The following is a 21,824-nucleotide window of genomic DNA, read 5'->3' as shown; positions in this document are numbered from 1 at the left end:
CGTTATTCCTGCTCAATACCTAATGTTTGCTTGAGTTGCGCTAACTTATCTATATCGCCTTCTTTCGCAGCCTCTTGAATGGCGCGTGTTGGTGCGTGTGTTAGTCGATTACTCAGCTTATTTGCTAATTCAATAATAATTTTATCTGCTTCTTTGCCCGATTGTAGCTGATTTAGTGCTTTATCCACGAGCTCATTTTTAATTTCTTGCGCGCTTTGGCGATACTGCCTAATCACATCCACTGAATGCAGCGAACGTTGCCACTCGGAAAACTCTTGCGTGCGAACATCAATGATCTGCTGCGCTTCAATGGCCGCTTGCTCACGACTGGCCAAGTTTTCATTGACTATCGCCTGAAGATCATCAACTGAATAAAGATAAGCAGCATCCAACTCTGACACTTGGCTTTCGATATCGCGAGGCACCGCGATATCGATAAATAACATTGGTTTATGGCGACGTTTTTTAAGCGCTTGCTCGACCACTCCCTTACCGATAATTGGTAAGGTGCTCGCAGTTGAACTAATAACAATGTCTGCACTTGGTAGCGCATCTGGCAACTGTGCCAGTGAAATAACACTGCCGCCAACTTCTTTCGCTAGGTTTTGTGCGCGCTCAATTGTGCGGTTCGCGACTGTGATTGACTTTGGATTATGCTGCGATAAGTGTTTAGCAACTAACTCAATTGTTTCACCGGCACCAATTAACAAGACCTGAGTTTTATCCAATTGACCATAAATATGCTTTGCCAAATTAACAGCGGCATATGCCACTGAGACTGCACTTGCACCAATATCGGTTTCGGTGCGCACTTGCTTAGCTACCGAAAAAGTCTTTTGGAATAAGCGCTCAAATGTTGGCTGAATTGCATGGTGTTGTTTGGCCGTACTAAAAGCTTGTTTAATTTGCCCAAGAATTTGTGGCTCACCTAAAACCAATGAATCAAGACCGCAGGCAACTCGCATTAAATGGTTCACCGCATCCTGATTCATATGCACATAGACATTTTCTGTTAAGTCTCGTTGCTCTATGTTATGAAAATCTGACAACCAACCGAGTAGTGCTTGGGGATCAGCAGACTCAAGGCTACAATAGATCTCGGTTCGATTGCAGGTCGACACAATCACAGATTCTTTAAACTGCGAAGAATGTTGGAGTTGGTGCAATGCTTCTGTAAGCTGTTCTGGAGAAAACGCCACTTTTTCACGTAATTCTACAGACGCGGTTTTGTGATTGATACCAAGTGCGATGATGGTCATAGATGCCAGTATTGCTCGAGCCCTGCTTTAAAGCCGGCAATTTTACCAAAAATCAATCGAATATGGAAAGTAAGGAAAGGCCTTTGAGACAACTTCATTTGATTTTACTCATATTTTTATTAATTTTAACCGGTTGTGCGCAACAATTACCTCAGCAAAACGTAGCACAAGACTGGCAATCTAGGCTAAAACAACAAAAAAATTGGCAAGCGAGAGGTAAACTTGCATTTATTGCCCCTGACAATCGTCAATCAGCTAACTTTAATTGGTATTTAAAAGAAGACAAACAAAATCTGATCTTAACCAGTTTTGTTGGCACCCGCATATTCGAACTAGAAGAACTAGACACACATTCGGAGCTGACCTTTGAAGACAATGTCCATAAAGGCATGGATAGTAGCGATCTGGTTAAGCGTTTAAGTGGTCTATCTCTTCCGGTAAATCAAGCCCCTCAGTGGCTAACGGGCTTAGTTGAAGCACCAGCCAGCGAACTTGATGACCTTGGCAGAATAAGCAATGCACAGTGGCAAAGCCCATCTGGTCGAGTGTGGCAAATCATCTATCAACAATATAAAATGCAAGATGGAATGTGGCTGCCTAGCCGCATGAAACTCTCATCGACCAATATTGAGGTCAAAGTATTAATCACTTCATGGCAGTTTAAATGAAGACATTGACGCTAAGCGCACCGGCAAAATTAAATCTTTTTTTGCATATCAATGGCCGTCGAGAAGACGGCTACCATGAACTAGAAACTTTATTTACTTTCTTAGATTTTGGTGATGAATTAGCATTTACGCTAACCAGTAACCAGCAACAAATCGTTATTTGTGGTGACACCGCAGGTATTCCACTCGCAGATAACCTCATTTATAAAGCCGCCAAAATTCTTGAGCCCTATAAAAAAATTGCGGCTGGTGTCGACATTCACTTAAATAAACAGCTTCCCATGGGTGGAGGTGTTGGTGGTGGTTCATCCGATGCTGCCACGACTTTATTGGCACTCAATACGCTGTGGCAATGTCAGCTTACTATCCCAGAACTTGCAAAACTCGGTCTCCAGCTAGGCGCCGATGTGCCTGTTTTTGTTGAAGGTAAAACAGCTGTAGCCCACGGCGTTGGCGAGCAACTTGAGCCAATTGACATTGCCCAAAAATGGTATTTGGTGGTTGCCCCACCCGTTCATGTCAGCACCGCGTTAGTCTTTACTCACCCAGATTTACCGCGCAATACGCCTAAGCTAAAAAGTGGTTGGAAACTCTCGGATACGGGCAACGACTGTCAAACTCTTGTCAAAAAGCTTTACCCCGAGGTTGAAAAGACCCTCGCGTGGTTGCTAAAATATGCACCAACCAAAATGACTGGTACTGGAGCTTGTTGTTTCGCGGAGTTTGAAAATCGTGAGGCAGCGCTGCGTGTGCTCGAAACTCTACCTTCATCTTGGCAGGGCTTTATTGCCCAAAATACAAGTGAGTCAATTTGTCATCGACAATTGCGCGCTTGGCAAAACTAGAAGTAAATTGTTTAAGTTAGCTTGTTTTGACTTTTTTATTTCATGGTCATTGCATGTTAGTCCAAAAAATTCAGTGCCTGAGGAACCCTACCGTGCCCGACATGAAGCTCTTCGCTGGTAACGCAACACCTGAGCTAGCTCAAAAAGTTGCAAAACGTTTGTTTATTGAGTTAGGTGATGCCGTTGTTGGCCGTTTTAGCGACGGTGAAATTAGCGTTCAAATCAACGAAAACGTTCGTGGTTCAGATGTATTCATCATCCAATCAACATGTGCTCCTACAAATGATAATTTAATGGAGTTAATCGTCATGGTTGATGCGCTACGTCGTGCATCTGCTGGTCGTATCACAGCCGTTATTCCTTATTTCGGTTACGCACGTCAAGACCGCCGTGTGCGCTCTGCTCGTGTTCCAATTACTGCTAAAGTTGTTGCAGACTTCCTTTCAAGCGTAGGTGTTGACCGTGTTCTTACCGTTGACCTACACGCAGAACAAATCCAAGGCTTCTTCGACGTACCTGTTGACAATGTATTCGGTAGCCCAGTGCTAATCGAAGACATGAAAGAGCGTAAGTTCGAAGATGTAGTAGTAGTTTCACCTGATATCGGTGGTGTGGTTCGTGCTCGTGCGATTGCAAAACTGTTAGATGATAAAGACCTAGCGATCATTGATAAGCGTCGTCCACAGGCTAACGTTTCTCAAGTTATGCACATCATTGGTGATGTTGCTGGTCGTGACTGTATCATTGTCGATGACATGATAGATACAGGCGGTACTTTATGTAAAGCAGCAGCGGCACTTAAAGAGCACGGTGCAAAACGCGTATTCGCTTACGCAACCCACCCAGTACTTTCGGGCAATGCTGCGGAAAATCTACGCAACTCAGTTATCGATGAAGTTATCGTGACTGATTCAATTCCACTTTCTGATGAATTGAAAGCGCTTGATAACATCAAAGTACTAACACTTGCGGATATGATGGCCGAAACTATCCGCCGTATCAGCAACGAAGAGTCAATCTCTGCGATGTTTCAACACTAATCGGCACCAAAACTGATTAGCCAAAAAGCACCTCTGGTGCTTTTTTTGTTTTATAGGTTTCATTGCAAGTGCGTTAGTGGTATATTGGCGCGCCTTTTTTAGGCAGGGAGCTTGGTCGCGAGCTCTCTGACACATTAACTTAAATTATTTTGGAGACATCCATGTCTGTATATAAATTAGACGCTGAAGTACGTTCTGACCTAGGTACTGGTGCGAGCCGCCGCCTACGTCGCGCTGACAAAGTTCCTGCAATCCTATACGGTGCTGGTAAAGATGCAGTTTCACTAACTCTTGATCACAACAAAGTATTGAAAGCGCAAGAAGACGAAGGTTTCTACACTCACATCCTAACGCTAAACATTGGCGGTGAGTCTGTTGAAGCAATTCTTAAAGATATGCAACGTCACCCGTACAAGCCTAAGATCACTCACTTAGACTTCCAACGCGTTGATGCTTCTCAAAAGCTTCACACTAAAGTTCCTGTTCACTTCATCAACGAAGAGAAAGCAACGAAAGGTGGCAACACTATCGTTCACCAACTAACTGAAATTGAAATCACTTGTCTTCCAGCAAGACTTCCTGAGTTCATCGAAGTTGACGTAGCGACACTAGCTGTTGGCGCAACTCTACACCTATCTGATATCAAGCTTCCAGCTGGCGTTGTTTCAGTTGAACTTGCTAAAGGTGCAGATCACGACCAAGCGGTTGTTTCAGTAAACGCTCCTAAAGCAGCTCCTGCTGAAGAGTCTGCTGAAGACGCAGCTGAGTAATTGTTCAGGTGTTAACACCTTGAATAATATTCAAATGCTTGTGGGCCTGGCTAATCCAGGCCCCGAATACGCAAACACCCGTCATAACGCTGGCGCTTGGTTTATCGAAGAACTAGCCAGAAGATACAATTGCCTCCTAAAACCAGACGCTAAACATCACGGCCTCACCGGCAAAGTGCTCATCAATAATCAAGAGTTTAAATTGCTGATCCCTACGACTTATATGAACTTAAGTGGTAAAGCGGTCGCGAGTCTTGCCAATTTTTATAAAATCCCCGTCGAGAGTATTCTTGTTGCTCACGATGAAATGGATTTAGAACCCGGTATCGCCAAACTCAAAAAAGGTGGTGGTCACGGCGGTCACAATGGCTTAAAAGACATAATCGCTAAAATGGCAAATAACAAAGAATTTATGCGATTGCGCGTTGGTATTGGTCACCCAGGACACAGAGACAAAGTCACGGGCTGGGTTTTAGGCAAAGCACCACAAGCTGATCAAGAGAAAATTGATGCCGCTGTGGATGAAGCAGTCCGATGTATGGAAATACTCGCAAAAGACGGTGTGTTAAAAGCGCAAAATCGACTACATTCATTTAAACCGTAACAGTTCACTGCTGCGATTGATTGAGTAATACCTAAGCTTCTCGTTCGCCATGATGCGTGCTTGAGATAATACGGTAGAAATTTAGGAATAAACACTATGGGTTTTAAATGTGGCATTGTTGGTTTACCTAACGTAGGTAAATCTACTTTATTTAATGCGTTGACTAAAGCGGGCATTGAGGCCGCAAACTTTCCTTTCTGTACTATCGAACCGAATACCGGTGTAGTACCAGTACCAGATGCTCGTCTTGACCAGCTAGCTGAAATTGTAAACCCTCAGCGTACTATCCCAACTTCAATGGAGTTTGTGGATATTGCCGGTTTGGTAAAAGGCGCATCGAAAGGTGAAGGTTTAGGTAACCAATTTTTGGCAAACATCCGTGAAACGGATGCTATCGGTCACGTAGTTCGCTGTTTTGAAAATGAAAATATCGTTCACGTTGCTGGTCAAATCGATCCTGCTGAAGACATTGATGTTATCAACACTGAACTAGTACTTGCAGACATGGATACTGCTGATCGCGCAGTTTTACGTAACGCGAAGAAAGCGAAAGGCGGCGATAAAGACGCGAAATTTGAACTCGTTGTACTTGAAAAAGTGAAAGCGCACTTGGACGAAGGCTTAACGCTTCGCTCACTTGAGCTAAATAAAGAAGAAGCGGCAGCAATAAGCTACCTAAACTTCTTAACGATTAAGCCAACCATGTACATCGCCAATGTTAATGAAGATGGCTTTGAAAACAACCCATTCCTAGACAAAGTACGTGAAATTGCAGCTGCAGAAGACGCGGTTGTGATCCCTGTATGTGCAGCAATTGAGGCTGAACTTTCTGAACTTGAAGAAGAAGATAAGAAAGAGTTTATGGATGACTTAGGCTTAGAAGAACCGGGCCTGAACCGCGTGATCCGTGGTGGTTATGAGTTGTTGAAACTGCAAACTTACTTTACAGCTGGCGTAAAAGAAGTACGTGCATGGACTATCCCTGTTGGCGCAACAGCACCACAAGCTGCAGGTAAAATCCACACAGATTTTGAGCGTGGTTTTATTCGTGCACAGACTATCGGCTTTGATGATTATATCGAGTTCCGTGGTGAATCTGGTGCAAAAGACGCAGGTAAAATGCGTCAAGAAGGTAAAGAATACATCGTAAAAGACGGCGATGTAATGAACTTCTTATTTAATGTGTAACCATAGTTACTACACGCTAATTAAATAAAAGGAGCTTCGGCTCCTTTTTAGTTTTATCAACTCTGCTTTTTAATCAAATAAGTACCTTGTTCTTAAGAGTAAGTTATAGACTCCAAAGGAATAAAAGTTCACAGGTTTTGTTAAAAATTTGCAATTGCCCCGCATGATTTGATATAAAAACAGGCCGTTTCGCTTAATTTATCTGCAAACAAACTGTGTTAGCAGATTTTTTGCAAAAAAGGTGTTGACGGCTTGGGGGCATATACGCATAATACGCCCCGCATCAGCGATGATGAGAAGTTAAAGAGATGGCTATGTAGCTCAGCTGGTTAGAGCACATCACTCATAATGATGGGGTCCCCTGTTCAAATCAGGGCATAGCCACCATGCTTTAACTACTACCAAAACTCATCGATTAGTTGTTGCAAAAAATATGCGGAAGTGACGGAATTGGCAGTTGTCTTGATAAAGACGCTGGATTTAGGTTCCAATAACTAATGCAAAAAGATGTGCGGAAGTGGCGGAATTGGTAGACGCGCTGGATTTAGGTTCCAGTATCTTCGGATGTGAGAGTTCAAGTCTCTCTTTCCGCACCATGTTCTTTTAAATCAGAACTCAAAAAGATTTTACTTCGTTGGAGTATCGCCAAGCGGTAAGGCAGAGAAGAGAGAGGTTTTGATCCCTCACTCATCCACCCCCAGATTCAAATCCTGGGTTCAACAGTTTAAGTTAGATTTGAGTTTCGTTGGAGTATCGCCAAGCGGTAAGGCAGCGGGTTTTGATCCCGCCATTCCCAGGTTCAAATCCTGGTACTCCAGCCAACTTTCTGAAGTTGAGGAATTAGCAGATGTCTTGAAATAGACGCTGAATTTAGATTCCAAATACTCCAGATAATATATGCGGAAGTGACGGAATTGGCTGTTGTCTTGATATAGACGCTGGATTTAGGTTCCAATAACTAATGCTAAAAGATGTGCGGAAGTGGCGGAATTGGTAGACGCGCTGGATTTAGGTTCCAGTATCTTCGGATGTGAGAGTTCAAGTCTCTCTTTCCGCACCATGTTCTTTTAAATCAGAACTCAAAAAGATTTTATTTCGTTGGAGTATCGCCAAGCGGTAAGGCAGCGGGTTTTGATCCCGCCATTCCCAGGTTCAAATCCTGGTACTCCAGCCAATGGCTATGTAGCTCAGCTGGTTAGAGCACATCACTCATAATGATGGGGTCCCCTGTTCAAATCAGGGCATAGCCACCATTTACAAATGCGGAAGTTTTGGAATTGCTCGATGTCTTGATATAGACGCTGGATTTAGGTTCCAATAACTAATGCCAAATGATATGCGGAAGTGGCGGAATTGGTAGACGCGCTGGATTTAGGTTCCAGTATCTTCGGATGTGAGAGTTCAAGTCTCTCTTTCCGCACCATGTTCTCGATTGGAACTAAAACAATCAAATTTTCGTTGGAGTATCGCCAAGCGGTAAGGCAGCGGGTTTTGATCCCGCCATTCCCAGGTTCAAATCCTGGTACTCCAGCCATCTCTTTTTGAGATGCTAGCTACAAATAAAATTTCTACTGTGCGGAAGTGGCGGAATTGGTAGACGCGCTGGATTTAGGTTCCAGTATCTTCGGATGTGAGAGTTCAAGTCTCTCTTTCCGCACCATGTTCTTTCAAGTAGAACTCAAACTCTTGAACTTACCTCTATTGCTGGGTATCGTCTCGACACGAAGTGGAAGCGGTAAGGTAGCCTAACTCAAATCTGGGCTTAAATAAGATTTGAACTTACCTCTATTGCTGGGTATCGTCTCGACACGAAGTGGAAGCGGTAAGGTAGCCTAACTCAAATCTGGGCTAAATAAGGTTTGAACTTACCTCTATTGCTGGAGTATCGCCAAGCGGTAAGGCAGCGGGTTTTGATCCCGCCATTCCCAGGTTCAAATCCTGGTACTCCAGCCATCTCTTTTTGAGATGTTAGCTAAAAACAAAATTTCTACTGTGCGGAAGTGGCGGAATTGGTAGACGCGCTGGATTTAGGTTCCAGTATCTTCGGATGTGAGAGTTCAAGTCTCTCTTTCCGCACCATTTAGTAACAATTTCTTTCCTCTTTATTCATTCCTAGCTCATTTTACTAATGCTACTTTCAAACTTTCTTCACATTAGGAAAGAAAGTGCTAAAGTTTTTATTTCTTTTATTCTCATTAATCATTTTAAGTATACCTAGCTTTGTAGAAGCAAAGGCTAGTTCAATTTGCTCTCCATCACACATAGAAATAGCACTTCAGCATTTTAGCTACTGTCAGTCCTCAGAGCAGGCAAATAAAGTTTCATTCCAAACTTTTACTAACGATACCTACTCAGTTGTGATTAACGACAACTCTTCTGAACTATCGTTAAGCTGGATAACTGGCGCTACCGCACTTGCTGGTCTACCTAACAAGTATGATTTAACACCTCTTGAGTTTATGACACGAGCTTTCAATGGCACGTTTGATATACAGAGTGAAGACATGCAGAAAGTCAGTGCTGAACTTGGCGTTATAGACGAAGCAAATGTGTTTACCGCTACTCACGGAGCAAAACATATTTTTTCTTCTATCAGACCTTCAGGAGTTCAAACTGCTTACATTTTGCAGCCCAACAGTGATTGGTTATTAAGGCTAGATGGAAAATTTGATATTAATACATTGATGTATGTGGTCGATAAGCTAACACTGATGAGATAATCTCGGCACTAAATAATGAAGCGTGCAGTAATACCAATTTATCCTAATACTTGCTCCATCAAAAAGATCACTTAATTAAGTAAATTGGTGTAACACGCTCAGTGTAGAGAACAAAGATTAAAAACCAACTCCTCCCATGGCGTGCTTAAGCACTTCTTTTTTTAACGGCCCAGCTTTATTCGCCACATTCAGCGCCAGATTTCTCAAATGCTTTAACGGTGTTACTTGATTCGAAAAGCCAAAATAACACGCATCCATCATACTCATCATCAAGAGGTTGTCTTTCCTACGCTTTGACTCGTAATGATGTAGTGCGCTGCGGTCACCAATATCTTCTTTTGACTCAATCGCTTTAGCAAGCGCCGCTACGTCTTTAAAGCCAAGGTTTACTCCCTGCCCTGCTAACGGGTTAATGGTATGAGCTGCATCTCCTACTAATACCACTCGTTCGCTCACGTACTGGTTAGCATGTTGCCTTGCTAAAGGAAAAACCGCCACTTCTTCAATCTCAAAGTCACCGGGTAGCTCAAAAAATGCAGCTTTTACTTCTTGTTTTAGCGCCTGCTTATCTAGTTGCTTAAGTAAATTGAGTTTATTGCCGTTGTCATACCAAATCAGATTGGCATACGGATACTGCATAGGTAAAAAGGCAATGGGACCTGATGGCTTAAATTGCTGCCATGTTTTTTCTTGCTGCGGCGCGTCGAGTTTAATCAGCAGCCCCATACAATGTTGCTCATATTGCCACCCCGTCACGCCTATGCCACTCATTTGTCTGACGATAGAACGGCCACCGTCAGCTGCAATTAACAAATCGGCGGTAAAGGATGCTGCTTGATACTCAATCGTCACGGAATCCTCATTATGAACAATGCGCTTTGGGATCCCCTCTGGTGAAACCACTTTGATATCAAATTCCTCAAACTGTTGCCACAATGCAGCTTGGATGAGGTTATTCTCAATTAAGTGGCCTAAGTGGGAGGCGTTTAGCGCTTCACAATCAAATATCAATTGTCCTGGCTTACCCTCATAGGCTTCTAGCTGCTTGTAAACCGCGGCTCTGGTGCTTCTTAACACAGGCATAGCACCGAGTTCATCCAATAACTGCTCGGAAAAGCGATTGATAGCAGAAACGCGAATATCTACCTTATCACTTGCGAGTATTGCATCAGGTGAGATGGGAGAATGTTCAATAATGGTTACGTCAACACCTTGCTTCGCTAGCTTCACAGCACACGCTGCACCAACCATGCCACCACCGACTATCAGAGCCTTGTTTTTCATGCCATATTCCACTTAATTGAGTCTTTGCGCATTGTAACGCATATAAAAACAGATGTTTGCTTAAAACACCCTGTATTGATCCACATTTTGAAAGTTAAAATCTATACTTGGCTAGACAAGATAGGTCATATAAAATACGCGTCCTTTAGGCATAATGATATCAATTCAGCATCGCCTGCACGAGAAACGCGTAGTGCTAAACACCGAGTTGTAAACGAGGCAATATTTAAATGAGTAAAAAACTGCATATTAAAACCTGGGGTTGTCAGATGAACGAGTATGACTCCCAGAAAATGGCGGATCTTTTGGATTCAACAAATGGCTATCAGCTTACAGAAGAAGCTGAGCAAGCTGATGTGATCCTACTCAATACTTGCTCGATTCGTGAGAAGGCACAGGAAAAAGTATTCCACCAACTTGGTCGTTGGAAACTACTAAAAGACACAAACCCTGATCTTGTTATCGGTGTTGGTGGCTGCGTAGCATCACAAGAAGGCGACACCATTCGTCAGCGCGCTCCATTTGTTGATATCGTGTTTGGCCCACAAACATTGCACCGCCTACCAGAGATGATCAAGCAGGTGCAAAGTAAAGAAGGTGCTGTCGTTGATATTTCATTCCCTGAAATTGAAAAATTTGACCGTCTCCCTGAACCAAAGGCTGAAGGCCCGAGTGCATTTGTTTCAATTATGGAAGGTTGCTCTAAGTACTGTACTTTCTGTGTTGTACCGTACACGCGTGGCGAAGAAGTAAGCCGTCCTTTAGATGATGTGCTCCTTGAAGTTGCTCAGCTTGCGGAGCAAGGTGTACGTGAAGTGAACTTACTCGGTCAGAACGTAAATGCTTACCGTGGTGAAATGCACGATGGTGAAATTTGTTACTTCTCTGACTTAATTCGCTACGTTGCAGCAATTGACGGTATTGACCGTATTCGTTATACAACATCTCACCCGGTTGAATTTACACCAGATATCATTGAAGCCTATGCGGATGTGCCAGAGCTTGTTGACCATTTACACCTACCGGTACAAAGTGGTTCAGACCGTATTCTAAACCTTATGAAACGCGGTCATACTGCGCTTGAGTACAAGTCAACGATCCGCAAGCTACGTAAGATCCGTCCGAACCTAAGCATGTCTTCAGATTTCATCATTGGTTTTCCAGGCGAATCGAACGCAGACTTTGAAGCGACGATGAACCTGATTAATGATATCGGCTTTGATATGAGCTTTAGTTTCATCTACTCAGCGCGACCTGGTACGCCAGCAGCCGACTTACCTGATGATGTTGCAGAATCAGAAAAGAAAGAACGCCTGTATCTTCTACAGAACCGTATCAACCAAATGGCGCAGGATATCAGTCGCAAGATGCACGATACCGAGCAGCGTATTTTGGTTGAGGGCCCATCGAAGAAAAACCCAATGGAACTGCGTGGTAGAACCGAAAATAACCGCGTTGTAAACTTTGAAGGTCCACACTCAGTGATCGGCCAATTCGTCGACGTACGTATTACTGAGGCGTTACCAAACTCGTTACGTGGTGAGCTTATCCGTACTGAAGCAGAAATGGATTTACGTCGTGACGTAAAACCGTCGGATATCTTAAATAAAGCACCACAAGAACCTGAAATTAATGAATTAGGTGTTGGTACTTTTACCCCCTAGCATTTTTAAATTGTGCGCTAGCTTCGGCTAGCGTCGTTTTTATAGGAAGACATTTTGAGTAATCAGATAAAGAATATAGAAATTTACTTAGAACCCGCAGATAATCACCGCCTTTCTTCACTATGTGGTCCGTTCGACGAAAATCTAAAACAAATAGAACGCCGCCTTGGAGTTGAAATCGCGCACCGTGACAATTGGTTTAAAGTGACCGGGCAAGCGGTAACGGCAAAAGCAGCTGTGGATATTCTAAAATCTCTATATGTTGATACTCAGCCTGTGAAAGGAAAAATGACAGAAATCGAACCGGATCAGGTTCATCTGGCTATCACAGAAGCGAACGTACTTGAACAAGACGCCCCAACCGTGTGGGACAAAGAAGTCTATATTAAGACTCGTCGCGGTGTGGTTAAGCCTCGCAACCCAAATCAGAGCCAATATGTTGCTAATATCTTAACTCACGATATTACCTTTGGTGTTGGTCCTGCGGGTACTGGTAAAACTTACCTTGCTGTTGCAGCAGCGGTTGATGCGCTAGAACGTCAAGAAATACGTCGCATCCTACTCACTCGCCCAGCGGTTGAAGCTGGTGAAAAACTGGGTTTCTTACCGGGTGATTTAACACAAAAAATCGACCCTTACCTTCGTCCTCTATATGATGCCCTATTCGAGATGCTTGGTTTTGAAAAAGTTGAGCGCTTAATCGAAAAAAATGTCATCGAGGTTGCACCTTTGGCATATATGCGTGGTCGAACACTCAATGACGCGTTTATTATCTTGGACGAGAGCCAAAATACCACGACTGAACAAATGAAGATGTTCCTAACGCGGATTGGCTTTAATTCAAAAGCGGTGATCACCGGTGATATCACCCAAATCGATTTACCTCGTGGTGCGCGCTCTGGACTTCGTCATGCGATAGAAGTGCTCAATGATGTAGAAGAGATTTCATTTAACTTCTTTAAATCTCACGATGTAGTTAGACACCCTGTGGTTGCTCGTATCGTCGAAGCATACGAGAAGAAAGAAGAACAAGAGCGTCTCGCTAAAGCTGAAAAGCATCAGGCGAAACAGCAACCTTCTGAGGAATAAACCATGGACTTAATGCTAGATTTGCAATTGGCTTGTGAGTTTGACAACTTGCCATCCGAAGCGCAATTTCAATTATGGGCAGAGCATGCATTAACGCAATTTCGCGAAGAAGCAGAATTAACGATTCGCATCGCTGACGAGCACGAAAGCCAAGAGCTCAATAGCCAGTACAGGGGCAAAGACAAGCCAACCAACGTGTTGTCTTTCCCATTTGATGCGCCACCGGGAATTGAGTTGCCACTTATTGGTGATTTGATTATCTGTCCCCAAGTGGTATACCAAGAATCCATAGAGCAAGAAAAGACCTTTCATGACCACTTCGCCCATATGGTTATCCATGGTTGCTTGCATTTACTTGGATTTGACCATATAAATGAACAAGACGCGGTAGAAATGGAAACGATAGAGAAGCTAATTCTCGCTTCTTTGAGTATCGCGGATCCTTACAGAGACGATTGTTAAATTAACGGAGCAGACACAACTAATGAGCGACGATAACTCGCAAAGTAGTCAGGGTTCTTCTAGCAAGACCTGGCTGGGACGCATCACACAGATGCTGCAAGGGGAACCCCAAAATAAAGAAGAACTGGCTGAAGTCATCGCTGATGCGCAAGAGCGCCAGCTGATTGACCCAGAAACCAAAGACATGATGGAAGGTGTACTCAGCGTTTCAGAGCTGAAAGTACGTGACATCATGATCCCACGTTCGCAAATGATTACACTTGATGTAGATGAGCCGCTCAGTGCTCAACTCCCTATGATGGTAGAATCTTCACACTCGCGTTTTCCTGTGATTTGTGAAGACAAAGACCACGTAGAAGGCATCTTACTTGCCAAAGATCTCTTACCTTTGATTTTGCGCGAAGAGAGCGATTTGCCAAGTATCCGCGAATATCTTCGTCCCGCTGTGGTCGTGCCTGAAAGTAAGCGTGTCGATACCCTGCTCAACGAATTCCGTCAAAAACGTTACCATATGGCTATCGTGATTGATGAATACGGCGGTGTATCTGGACTGGTTACTATCGAAGATATTCTCGAAACCATTGTTGGTGAAATCGAAGATGAACATGACGACGACGAAGAACAACAAGATATTCGTCAGCTGTCTAAGCATGTTTATACCGTACAAGCACTCACCCCCTTGGATGAATTCAACGAATTTTTCAAAACCAACTACGACACCCAAGAAGCCGATACCATTGGCGGTATTATTCTTCATGCATTTGGCCATATGCCAAGCCGTGGTGAAACTATAGACATAGATCCCCTTCAGTTTAAGGTAACTAACTCCGATAACCGGAGGATCTTACAAATTCAAGTAAGTGTACCTAAATCTGAACATGTTGAAGACTCTAGTATCTAACCTGAGTAACCTCGCAAAAGATAAGTTTGCATGGCTGGCACTCATTTCTGGCTGTGCGCTTACTTTTGCTTATTCCCCTTTTGGTTTTTGGCCTATCGCGTTTGTCAGCTTGATTATAGCGACTTGGCTTACCGATAAACCCAGTCTAAAGCTCGCGGCTAAATATGGCTTTTTATTTGGCTTTGGCTGGTTTGCCCTTGGCATAAGCTGGGTGCATGTCTCTATCGCTGAATTTGGTGGTTTGCCCTTACCTGTCTCGGTGCTATTGATGGCATTACTATGTGCTTATCTTGCCATCTACCCGGCATTGGCATTTGCTTTTGCCAGCTACTTTTCTCGCACACCATGGCAACGGGTGCTGGCACTTGTTGCGGGGTTTGCCATTACCGAGTGGCTACGAGGCCATATGCTCACGGGCTTCCCTTGGCTTAGCTTTGGTTATACATTAACTGACTCGCCTCTGAGCAGTTTAGCCCCTTGGATCGGTGAATTTGGCTTAACATTGCTAGTTATTCTAGCGACAACAAGCCTTTACTATCTACTTAAACAACGTGCGATTTATCTCACCATAGCCAGCTTTGCTAGCATTGCCGGTCTATACAGTGTGCCAATCATTCAAGGCCCACTAAAATACTCGGGAGATGAAATCACCACCTTACTTGTACAAGGTAATATCAAGCAGAGCCTGCGCTGGGAGCCTGAGCAATTTTGGCCTACCATGTCTAAATATCGAGATATGACCAGACCTAACTGGCAAGGCGTTGATTTAGTGGTGTGGCCGGAAGCCGCTATTCCTGAATTTGAAGATATCGCCTACCCATTTTTAGAAGGGCTGGACAAAGCCGCCGCGTTTAATGGCACGGCGCTGATAACGGGCATTCCCGATTATCAGTTTGATACCAGAACCGCATACAATACGCTGATCACGCTTGGTAAAAAGGAAAAAGAAGACAGCGAAGGGCAATATCACTATCTGCACAAAAACCGCTACCAGAAGCACCAATTGTTGCCTATTGGTGAGTTTGTACCGTTCGAAGACCTATTGCGTCCTATAGCCCCTCTTTTTAACTTAGCGATGTCGTCATTTACTCGAGGTGATGCGGTACAACCAAACCTACTTGCGAACGGTTTGCATGTGTTACCCGCTATTTGTTACGAAATTGCATTTAGCGAGCTTGTGAGAGGTAACTTTACCTCTGAGTCAGATATTCTTTTTACTGTGAGCAACGACGCTTGGTTTGGAGATTCCCACGGCCCGCATCAGCATATGCAGATCGCTCGCATGCGTGCCTTAGAATTACAGCGCCCATTAATTCGAGTAACGAATAATGGTATCACTGGTGTTTACGATCCGCTTAGCAAAGTTCAGTATGCCATTCCACAATTCGAAGCCAATATATTGAAAAGTGATGTAAAACTCATTAGTGGAGTGAGCTGGTATGCAGAGCATGGTAATCGCCCCATCTGGTTTATTGTCGCTTTTATTATGCTGATACTCACCGCTGCAAAGGTAAAGCCCATAGTGCTTAAGCGATTTGAACGCAACTTTTTGTAGTTGCGGTGTTGTACCTATCGCGATGTGAAATCGCTCCTACACGTAATATATAACCTCTGGTGGGAGCCGCTTTACGCGGCGAGCTTTTACCATATCACAACGTAAAATCGCACTGAGTATTTAACCTTAGGTAAAAGCAGGTTTGTGTTATTACTCACAAGGTATAATAACACTCACTTTCAACCCACCTAATTCGCTATGCGCAACGGCAATGCTGCCACCGTGCAATTCAACCAGTTTTTGACAAATAGATAAACCTAAGCCGGAGCCACCAAGATCTCGGCTACGAGACTTATCACAGCGGAACAAACGTTCAAACAATCTCCCTAGAGCTTCATCGCCCACACCAGGACTTGAATCTTCAATAACACATTGGATCTGCTGGCTTTGATAGCTAATATCCACACAGACTTCTCCCGGCTTGTCGGTATAATTTACACTATTACGAGCCAAGTTATTGAATACCTGAGCTAGCCTAGTTACGTCAATGTCGATTTCCAGTTCATCTGGTAGTTCTATATTGGCATTAAACTCAAGCCCTTCATCCGTCACAAAGTCATCAATATCTTCAACAAGACCAATAAACGCTTGTTTGGCATTGACGCGCTCTAACGCCAAGTTAAGGCTGCCAGTATCTGCCTGCGCGAGTTCATAGATATCTTTAATTAATGTGTTAAGAGTATCGAGACGGCGGTTAAGCACTTTGTAACTCTGCTTTGGATTTTCCACCAAATTATGTTCCAGAGATTCAATATGCAGCTTAAGTACGGTAAGCGGTGTTCTCAATTCATGAGAAATATCTGCAAGTAGTTGCTGCTTTAAATCCAAGGTTTTGTTGAGAAGCTGCTTCTCAAGTTCCAGTGCGCGACGTTTGTTTCTCGCAAGTAATAAGAACGCGCTCAGTAAAACGACCAACACTCCCACCACTGCTGCCGTTACTATTTGTTCTACGCGCTGTTCGGCAAGCTCCACATCACGCTGTGTTTTTAGACTTTGTAGCTCATATTGATTCTTCTGGTACTCGGTATCCATCTGATAGGCCAAGGCTTTTTGACTGGCTTCTTTTTCAAGTTGAGAAACCTTAGATTCCGCATATTGCAAGTGATAATTAAGCGCAGACTCAAAGTCACCTTTCGCGCTGTAGGCGTCCTTTAACACTCGTAATGCGGTTTCCTTGAGGCCAAGATAAACCTCATCTTGAGCAATAATTTGCTCCATACTTTGAATAAAAAAATCAGCTCGTTCAGGTAAAACAATTTGCGCATAGGTAGTCATCGTCTCTTGATAAAGCACTTTGCTTTGTACCGGATCGATTAACTCTAACGCTTGTTCAACATATTCTTTGGCCTTAGCTTTTTCATCTGCTTTTAATTTAACTTCAGCCAAATTACTCAGCGCCCAGCCCTGATTTCTGGTGTGGTCATTTTCTTCGAAAATCGTAAATGCTTTTTCAAATGACGCTTGTGCATTGTCATATTGGTTTAGTTTCATTTGTTCACGACCAATTCGGATCAACGTGTAAGCTGAATAAACGACATTGCCCGCTTTAATGTCATAGTTATAAGCAGTTTGATAGGCTTCAAGCGACTTTTCATGGTCGCCAATCACTTGATGTGCACCACCTAGGTTATAGTAAACTTGTCCAAGTAAAACCGTATTTTCCTGTTTTTGGCTTTTTAGTACAGCTATCGATTGCTGCAGTAATTCAAGTGCCTTGTCCGGTAATGAAAGATCCGAGTAAACATCTGCTAACTGAGTGATAGCAGATACCTGCAAGTCTGGGAGCTCATACTTTTTTGCCACTTCAATTGAGAGTTCGTAACTCTCTATCGAGTCTTTATAACTACCATTGCTTTTGTAAGCAGCAGCCCGAAAGCGATAAGCGTGGCTTAACAATCGATGCATATCAAGCGCAGATAGCTGAGATACGGCTAGGTTTAAATAACTAATCGCGTCGCTAAACCTCCCCTCTTTGAGCATGAGGTCACCATACGTTAAAGAGTATTTAGCTTCATATTCGGGTAAATGATGCGAGAGTAATACCTGTTTAAAGCGCTCCGCCCATTTATATGCCTCTTCGAGCTGGAAACCGTTTTTTAATGCAACCGTGGTCTTATGGTGAACGTCTGCAATTTCTTCCGGTGTTAAGCCCGACTCTAATACTTGGTCGACTTTTTGAAGTGCGCTATCACGTGTTTCTTGTTGCTGAATTTCTTTAATAAAAGCATCGTATAAACGCTCATTGGCATGAACTAGCGGGCTTAATAGTAGGCAACAAGTAAGCAGTATTATCTTAAAGTGCAACACGTAATCGTCTCTTTGTTATTATCGTTATAAATTGAGCAAAACAGCAGGCAAGTAGGCTATCATATTGCGTGAGCATTAAATAATAAATTGTGGTTCTATGTATGTCGAATAATAGTCTAACTCAGTTTTTGCTAGCGTTAAAAAGCGCGGATATAGAAAAAATAAAAACCGTGTACGCACACGCTCCCAAAGACGAGCAGATTGAAGTCCTCAAGTTTCTTTTTCAAAGTGCGCAGGGTAACACTGCACTCTATGGCCACTATCAAGATATAGCGAGTATTTGCTTACAAGCAGCATGCTTTCCAGAAGCGATGATAGCTGCGATTAACTCCTTGGAAAAGTTTGCCTTTTTCTCAACACCTTTGATCCTAGCTGAGCAAATCAATAACCTTAACCCGCAAGGAAATAACATCCTACATATTCTTTTATCGCAAATGCCCGCGAAAGATAACGGTCTAAATTACCTTAGAACCCTATTGCACTTTGAAAGCAAAGAGCTACTTCAAAATGCACTGAGTCAAAGAAACGCAAAAAAGCTAACACCTCTAGAATGCTACTTAGCTTTTAATAGCCATACTGCGCCACTGAGTATTCAAGAATTAAGCGCTTTACTTGGCTTGATGGAAATCGAAAGGCGACATACAAGCGCAGTGGAAAACCACAACGCCAAAGTGATTGAATCACACCTCCTACAACAACACCGGCTCAGTGAATATAAACAATTTCTGCTAGCCACTTACTATCAAAGCAATGCAGGCTAACTTTCCTCAGGCTTTAAATTAAGAGGTTGGCAAACTGGCGATGTATTCACTTGCCGTCATGCGGTGATAGGTGACTTGCTCGTAAAGTAAGTGCGCAGGATTTGGGTCAACCACTTCTATCGGAATTGCTTTGTGCCTTGCTATTTCCAAGGCCATTTGAGTGATATTGACACTAAAGGAAGTGCCCATAAAAATCATTCGATCCGCGGCATACATTCGTGACTGTGCTTCGCTAATACGATACAGATCGGTGTAGTATTCGTCGAATAACAATACATATGGCTTAAGTGACACGCCTTTTTCAGGCCCTCGTTGAGCAATCTTGAAAAGTGCTAACAACGACTCGGCCAATCGACTTTCGTCTACCTCATCCCAAGGGGCAGTAAAGCACTCCGTGGGCTCACCTTGGGTATGAAAGGGTGTCACCTGATCAACACGTCCATGGATCGCAATAAAGTGGTTATTACCCGCTTTACCATCTAAACCGTCAATATTTTGCGTGATCACATTTTTATTACTAAGCCATTGATGAACTTGATTGGGACCGTGATTACGGTAAGTCACAAAGCGATGGTAATACCATTTTAAGAATTCTGCCGGTTGCGATTTATACATTGCGCGCGTAGCCATTTCTTGAGGAGTGTAATTAGCCGAACCTATCGTCCAAAAGCCATCCTCTCCTCGAAAGGTTGGGATACCACTTTCGGCACTCACCCCTGCACCTGTGATATACAACGTTTGCAACATGACACAACCTCAACTCAAGTAAATTTGACTCACGATAACGTAAAGTAGATACCCAAGGCTAGCAACACAAGTGCACCCGCAAGCCCAAACATAGGCAGCTTGCTACCACTAGATCCAGGCCTTTCGAGCACTTCAGAAGGTGATTCAGTCACTACCGTTTCTTCTTCCACCGGTTGTACATCCACTTTAGTCGACTCATTGGTCGCTGTTTGAGGTGAAGCCTGCGATGAAGCCTGAGCTTCCGCAGTCCCTTCAAAAGCCGTACAAGGGATCTGCCATTGATACCCTTTTCGTGAAAAGGTTTTGATAGCATCATCACCGAACAAAGCTCGTAAATGGCCAATATTTTGAAATACGACCTGATCTGTGACTTTCCTATCTGGCCATACTTTCTCTAAGATGTCTTCTTTACTGTGGATAGTTTGAGGAGCGGATAAAAATAACTCCAATATCTGAGCAGGTTTTTGTTTTAAATTTAGCTTTCTGTCGTCTTTATAAAGCTTTAGCTCTTTGCTATCAAACAAAAAATCCTTAAAAGCAAATTTCATTTCCCTAGTTCCCAACTTGGTCTTAATTACTATAATAATTATTGTTTTATTCGAATTTACTACGACATAACATTGCATTTATAGCGAAACATGCCGCGAAAATATAGGGCAATGTTACATCGGTTTACAAACTATTGATAAAATCGGCTTTTAGTATAGAGCGATCACTCAGAAAATCACTACCTAATCCTTAGAATAATTCGAATAGACTCAAAACCTAAGCGTATATAAACTGCGTTTTCCGTAATTGTTAGGCTGGCTCATGTTACTTGCTTTTATCTACTCCATGGTGTTGATAAAAACCTCATTACTCGGGTTAGGAGTAGTCAGTATTGTGCTATCAACTGTCTTTATTCTCGCGCTACACCTCAACATACCCGCTCTCTCAGTCAACGCAAAAAACCAGTTCGTTAAATCATTTAAACTTGTGCTATTTGCACACCTACTCGGATATTTGCTGTTAGTGAGTAAACTTTTGTTAATTGATGGCTGGCAAGATGTGCCTATGTTCATTGCAAGCCATTTGATCATGCATCACATATGGAGTGGGCTTATTGCTGCAATTTTGACATTGACGACCATACTAAAATACCAAACGTTCATTGCAAAACCTAAGACAGCTAAGAGCACTTAGCAAATACAACTATTTATATTTGTAAAATAAAGCAAACTGAATTCGACGCCTTCTTACACTTTATGACAGCCCCCCAACAGACCTTGACACTCCCTCTATTTATACTGTCCTCAAGTTAACCACAACGGACATTGATTATGAAAATTAAAGCGCTTTTATCTCTTGCATTACTCACAACAAGTTTATCGTCTTTTGCAGAACAAAATAACGAGACACATCGCGTTGGTTTAGACATTTCTGGCGGTGGCGCTTCTTATAAAAGCTCAAGTAAAGATGGTGATGGTGTAGGCCAAGCCTACCTGTATTACAACTATCACTTTACGCCAATTTTGGCGCTGGAATTAGGTTATAACAGCGGTGAAGACTTAGATGATTGGAAGTGTGAAGACGAAAATGATCGCAAGTTTACCTGCACACAAAATAACAAAACTTTGTTTGGTCTTGGTGCTAATAACTTAGAATTTGATAACTTTGTTGTTGCGGCAAAAGGCTACTATCAAATTTCCGACAACAGCTACTTTTACGGCAAATTAGGTGCAAACTATTACGATTACGAAATCACTCGTGGCCGCACTAAATTAATTACCGACGATGGTATCGGCTTTGTTGCTGAAGCCGGTTGGCAATATGACTGGGATAACGGTATGGCAGTTAACCTTGGCTACAAGTACCTTGATATGGGTGACTTGGATACATCGAGCCTATCTCTAGGTGTCAGCTACCGTTTCTAAAGCAACCTACCCAACCAATAAAAAAGCATGTGGTCTATACATGCTTT

The 21,824-nt window shown here is 43.1% G+C and carries 19 protein-coding genes and 11 tRNA genes; 25 read left to right on the top strand and 5 right to left on the bottom strand.

What is annotated here, in order from left to right; genetic code table 11:
* Positions 1 to 2: 2 nt before the first annotated feature.
* Entirely contained in the window at positions 3 to 1,259 is a 1,257-nt protein-coding gene (hemA, locus tag NH462_RS16765) for a glutamyl-tRNA reductase (RefSeq protein ID WP_010370453.1), read from the bottom strand.
* An 83-nt stretch (positions 1,260 to 1,342) separates the two neighbouring features.
* On the opposite strand from hemA, the gene lolB reads away from it, so the two are divergent.
* The 18 genes from lolB to NH462_RS16675 all read left to right on the top strand — a co-directional run bounded on the left by lolB (position 1,343) and on the right by NH462_RS16675 (position 9,094).
* Positions 1,343 to 1,927, top strand: a complete 585-nt coding sequence (lolB, locus tag NH462_RS16760; protein WP_253106737.1) for a lipoprotein insertase outer membrane protein LolB — start codon at positions 1,343 to 1,345, stop codon at positions 1,925 to 1,927.
* The gene (gene ispE, locus NH462_RS16755) at positions 1,924 to 2,772 is read left to right on the top strand and encodes a 4-(cytidine 5'-diphospho)-2-C-methyl-D-erythritol kinase (RefSeq protein WP_253106735.1); all 849 of its coding nucleotides are present in this window, start codon (positions 1,924 to 1,926) and stop codon (positions 2,770 to 2,772) included. Before lolB ends, ispE begins: the two co-directional genes overlap by 4 nt.
* A gap of 92 nt (positions 2,773 to 2,864) precedes the next feature.
* Positions 2,865 to 3,812: a ribose-phosphate pyrophosphokinase gene (locus tag NH462_RS16750; RefSeq protein ID WP_010370444.1), complete on the top strand. Its 948-nt coding sequence runs from the start codon at positions 2,865 to 2,867 to the stop codon at positions 3,810 to 3,812.
* Positions 3,813 to 3,973: 161 nt separating this feature from the next.
* Complete coding sequence (locus NH462_RS16745; protein WP_017217941.1) at positions 3,974 to 4,582, top strand: 50S ribosomal protein L25/general stress protein Ctc; 609 nt, start codon at positions 3,974 to 3,976, stop codon at positions 4,580 to 4,582.
* Between the two features lie 19 nt (positions 4,583 to 4,601).
* A complete protein-coding gene (pth, locus tag NH462_RS16740) occupies positions 4,602 to 5,186 on the top strand; it encodes an aminoacyl-tRNA hydrolase (protein ID WP_010607356.1) in 585 nt (194 codons plus the stop codon).
* Between the two features lie 96 nt (positions 5,187 to 5,282).
* Positions 5,283 to 6,374: a redox-regulated ATPase YchF gene (gene ychF / locus NH462_RS16735; RefSeq protein WP_010370435.1), complete on the top strand. Its 1,092-nt coding sequence runs from the start codon at positions 5,283 to 5,285 to the stop codon at positions 6,372 to 6,374.
* 310 nt (positions 6,375 to 6,684) lie between these two features.
* Positions 6,685 to 6,761 (top strand) — tRNA-Met (locus NH462_RS16730).
* 124 nt (positions 6,762 to 6,885) lie between these two features.
* Positions 6,886 to 6,970: transfer RNA gene (locus NH462_RS16725), tRNA-Leu, on the top strand.
* Between the two features lie 150 nt (positions 6,971 to 7,120).
* Positions 7,121 to 7,195: transfer RNA gene (locus tag NH462_RS16720), tRNA-Gln, on the top strand.
* A gap of 154 nt (positions 7,196 to 7,349) precedes the next feature.
* Positions 7,350 to 7,434: transfer RNA gene (locus tag NH462_RS16715), tRNA-Leu, on the top strand.
* A gap of 39 nt (positions 7,435 to 7,473) precedes the next feature.
* Positions 7,474 to 7,548, top strand: a tRNA-Gln gene (locus NH462_RS16710).
* 2 nt (positions 7,549 to 7,550) lie between these two features.
* Positions 7,551 to 7,627: transfer RNA gene (locus tag NH462_RS16705), tRNA-Met, on the top strand.
* An 85-nt stretch (positions 7,628 to 7,712) separates the two neighbouring features.
* Positions 7,713 to 7,797: transfer RNA gene (locus NH462_RS16700), tRNA-Leu, on the top strand.
* Positions 7,798 to 7,833: 36 nt separating this feature from the next.
* A tRNA-Gln gene (locus NH462_RS16695) sits at positions 7,834 to 7,908 on the top strand.
* 41 nt (positions 7,909 to 7,949) lie between these two features.
* Positions 7,950 to 8,034: transfer RNA gene (locus tag NH462_RS16690), tRNA-Leu, on the top strand.
* A gap of 218 nt (positions 8,035 to 8,252) precedes the next feature.
* Positions 8,253 to 8,327: transfer RNA gene (locus NH462_RS16685), tRNA-Gln, on the top strand.
* Positions 8,328 to 8,368: 41 nt separating this feature from the next.
* Positions 8,369 to 8,453: transfer RNA gene (locus tag NH462_RS16680), tRNA-Leu, on the top strand.
* A gap of 86 nt (positions 8,454 to 8,539) precedes the next feature.
* Positions 8,540 to 9,094, top strand: a complete 555-nt coding sequence (locus tag NH462_RS16675) for a hypothetical protein (RefSeq protein ID WP_253106734.1) — start codon at positions 8,540 to 8,542, stop codon at positions 9,092 to 9,094.
* Between the two features lie 117 nt (positions 9,095 to 9,211).
* On the opposite strand, the gene NH462_RS16670 is transcribed toward NH462_RS16675, so the two are convergent.
* Positions 9,212 to 10,378, bottom strand: coding sequence for an FAD-dependent oxidoreductase (locus NH462_RS16670; protein ID WP_253106733.1), 1,167 nt, complete (start codon positions 10,376 to 10,378; stop codon positions 9,212 to 9,214).
* Positions 10,379 to 10,608: 230 nt separating this feature from the next.
* On the opposite strand from NH462_RS16670, the gene miaB reads away from it, so the two are divergent.
* From miaB to lnt, 5 genes are read left to right on the top strand one after another with little or no spacing between them, the layout of a single operon-like run.
* Positions 10,609 to 12,042, top strand: a complete 1,434-nt coding sequence (gene miaB / locus NH462_RS16665) for a tRNA (N6-isopentenyl adenosine(37)-C2)-methylthiotransferase MiaB (protein ID WP_222242577.1) — start codon at positions 10,609 to 10,611, stop codon at positions 12,040 to 12,042.
* 54 nt (positions 12,043 to 12,096) lie between these two features.
* Positions 12,097 to 13,131: a PhoH family protein gene (locus NH462_RS16660; protein ID WP_010370423.1), complete on the top strand. Its 1,035-nt coding sequence runs from the start codon at positions 12,097 to 12,099 to the stop codon at positions 13,129 to 13,131.
* A gap of 3 nt (positions 13,132 to 13,134) precedes the next feature.
* The gene (ybeY, locus tag NH462_RS16655; protein ID WP_253106732.1) at positions 13,135 to 13,593 is read left to right on the top strand and encodes an rRNA maturation RNase YbeY; all 459 of its coding nucleotides are present in this window, start codon (positions 13,135 to 13,137) and stop codon (positions 13,591 to 13,593) included.
* A 22-nt stretch (positions 13,594 to 13,615) separates the two neighbouring features.
* Entirely contained in the window at positions 13,616 to 14,494 is an 879-nt protein-coding gene (gene corC, locus NH462_RS16650) for a CNNM family magnesium/cobalt transport protein CorC (RefSeq protein WP_010370418.1), read from the top strand.
* Positions 14,472 to 16,049 (top strand): apolipoprotein N-acyltransferase, encoded by a 1,578-nt coding sequence (lnt, locus tag NH462_RS16645; protein ID WP_253106728.1) that lies wholly within the window; start codon positions 14,472 to 14,474, stop codon positions 16,047 to 16,049. Before corC ends, lnt begins: the two co-directional genes overlap by 23 nt.
* Positions 16,050 to 16,199: 150 nt before the next feature.
* On the opposite strand, the gene NH462_RS16640 is transcribed toward lnt, so the two are convergent.
* Positions 16,200 to 18,356: a tetratricopeptide repeat protein gene (locus tag NH462_RS16640; protein ID WP_253106727.1), complete on the bottom strand. Its 2,157-nt coding sequence runs from the start codon at positions 18,354 to 18,356 to the stop codon at positions 16,200 to 16,202.
* A 101-nt stretch (positions 18,357 to 18,457) separates the two neighbouring features.
* Here NH462_RS16640 and NH462_RS16635 point away from each other — a divergent pair, with 101 nt between their 5' ends.
* Positions 18,458 to 19,117: a hypothetical protein gene (locus NH462_RS16635; protein ID WP_010370408.1), complete on the top strand. Its 660-nt coding sequence runs from the start codon at positions 18,458 to 18,460 to the stop codon at positions 19,115 to 19,117.
* 18 nt (positions 19,118 to 19,135) lie between these two features.
* Here NH462_RS16635 and NH462_RS16630 read toward each other — a convergent pair whose 3' ends face one another.
* Together NH462_RS16630 and NH462_RS16625 are read right to left on the bottom strand one after the other, a co-directional pair.
* A complete protein-coding gene (locus NH462_RS16630; RefSeq protein ID WP_253106726.1) occupies positions 19,136 to 19,864 on the bottom strand; it encodes a Sir2 family NAD-dependent protein deacetylase in 729 nt (242 codons plus the stop codon).
* Between the two features lie 29 nt (positions 19,865 to 19,893).
* The gene (locus tag NH462_RS16625; protein WP_253106724.1) at positions 19,894 to 20,412 is read right to left on the bottom strand and encodes a winged helix-turn-helix domain-containing protein; all 519 of its coding nucleotides are present in this window, start codon (positions 20,410 to 20,412) and stop codon (positions 19,894 to 19,896) included.
* Positions 20,413 to 21,183: 771 nt separating this feature from the next.
* Between NH462_RS16625 and NH462_RS16620 the strand changes: the two genes are divergently transcribed.
* Positions 21,184 to 21,777: a porin family protein gene (locus NH462_RS16620; protein ID WP_010370395.1), complete on the top strand. Its 594-nt coding sequence runs from the start codon at positions 21,184 to 21,186 to the stop codon at positions 21,775 to 21,777.
* Positions 21,778 to 21,824: the final 47 nt, after the last annotated feature.

The sequence above is a fragment of the Pseudoalteromonas sp. OANN1 genome (assembly GCF_024124685.1).
GTDB classification, from domain to species: Bacteria; Pseudomonadota; Gammaproteobacteria; order Enterobacterales; family Alteromonadaceae; genus Pseudoalteromonas; species Pseudoalteromonas piscicida.
Note: the sequence above shows the minus strand (reverse complement) of the source record. Positions and strands in the feature narration are given on the sequence as shown.

What these genes read in the sequence shown, in the direction of transcription:
- hemA (WP_010370453.1), bottom strand. Translation starts at nt 1,259, where the DNA reads ATGACCATCATCGCACTTGGTATCAATCACAAAACCGCGTCTGTAGAA.
- NH462_RS16625 (WP_253106724.1), bottom strand. Translation starts at nt 20,412, where the DNA reads ATGAAATTTGCTTTTAAGGATTTTTTGTTTGATAGCAAAGAGCTAAAG.
- corC (WP_010370418.1), top strand. Translation starts at nt 13,616, where the DNA reads ATGAGCGACGATAACTCGCAAAGTAGTCAGGGTTCTTCTAGCAAGACC.
- NH462_RS16635 (WP_010370408.1), top strand. Translation starts at nt 18,458, where the DNA reads ATGTCGAATAATAGTCTAACTCAGTTTTTGCTAGCGTTAAAAAGCGCG.
- NH462_RS16745 (WP_017217941.1), top strand. Translation starts at nt 3,974, where the DNA reads ATGTCTGTATATAAATTAGACGCTGAAGTACGTTCTGACCTAGGTACT.
- ybeY (WP_253106732.1), top strand. Translation starts at nt 13,135, where the DNA reads ATGGACTTAATGCTAGATTTGCAATTGGCTTGTGAGTTTGACAACTTG.
- NH462_RS16630 (WP_253106726.1), bottom strand. Translation starts at nt 19,864, where the DNA reads ATGTTGCAAACGTTGTATATCACAGGTGCAGGGGTGAGTGCCGAAAGT.
- ispE (WP_253106735.1), top strand. Translation starts at nt 1,924, where the DNA reads ATGAAGACATTGACGCTAAGCGCACCGGCAAAATTAAATCTTTTTTTG.
- NH462_RS16670 (WP_253106733.1), bottom strand. Translation starts at nt 10,378, where the DNA reads ATGAAAAACAAGGCTCTGATAGTCGGTGGTGGCATGGTTGGTGCAGCG.
- lnt (WP_253106728.1), top strand. Translation starts at nt 14,472, where the DNA reads ATGTTGAAGACTCTAGTATCTAACCTGAGTAACCTCGCAAAAGATAAG.
- ychF (WP_010370435.1), top strand. Translation starts at nt 5,283, where the DNA reads ATGGGTTTTAAATGTGGCATTGTTGGTTTACCTAACGTAGGTAAATCT.
- miaB (WP_222242577.1), top strand. Translation starts at nt 10,609, where the DNA reads ATGAGTAAAAAACTGCATATTAAAACCTGGGGTTGTCAGATGAACGAG.
- NH462_RS16620 (WP_010370395.1), top strand. Translation starts at nt 21,184, where the DNA reads ATGAAAATTAAAGCGCTTTTATCTCTTGCATTACTCACAACAAGTTTA.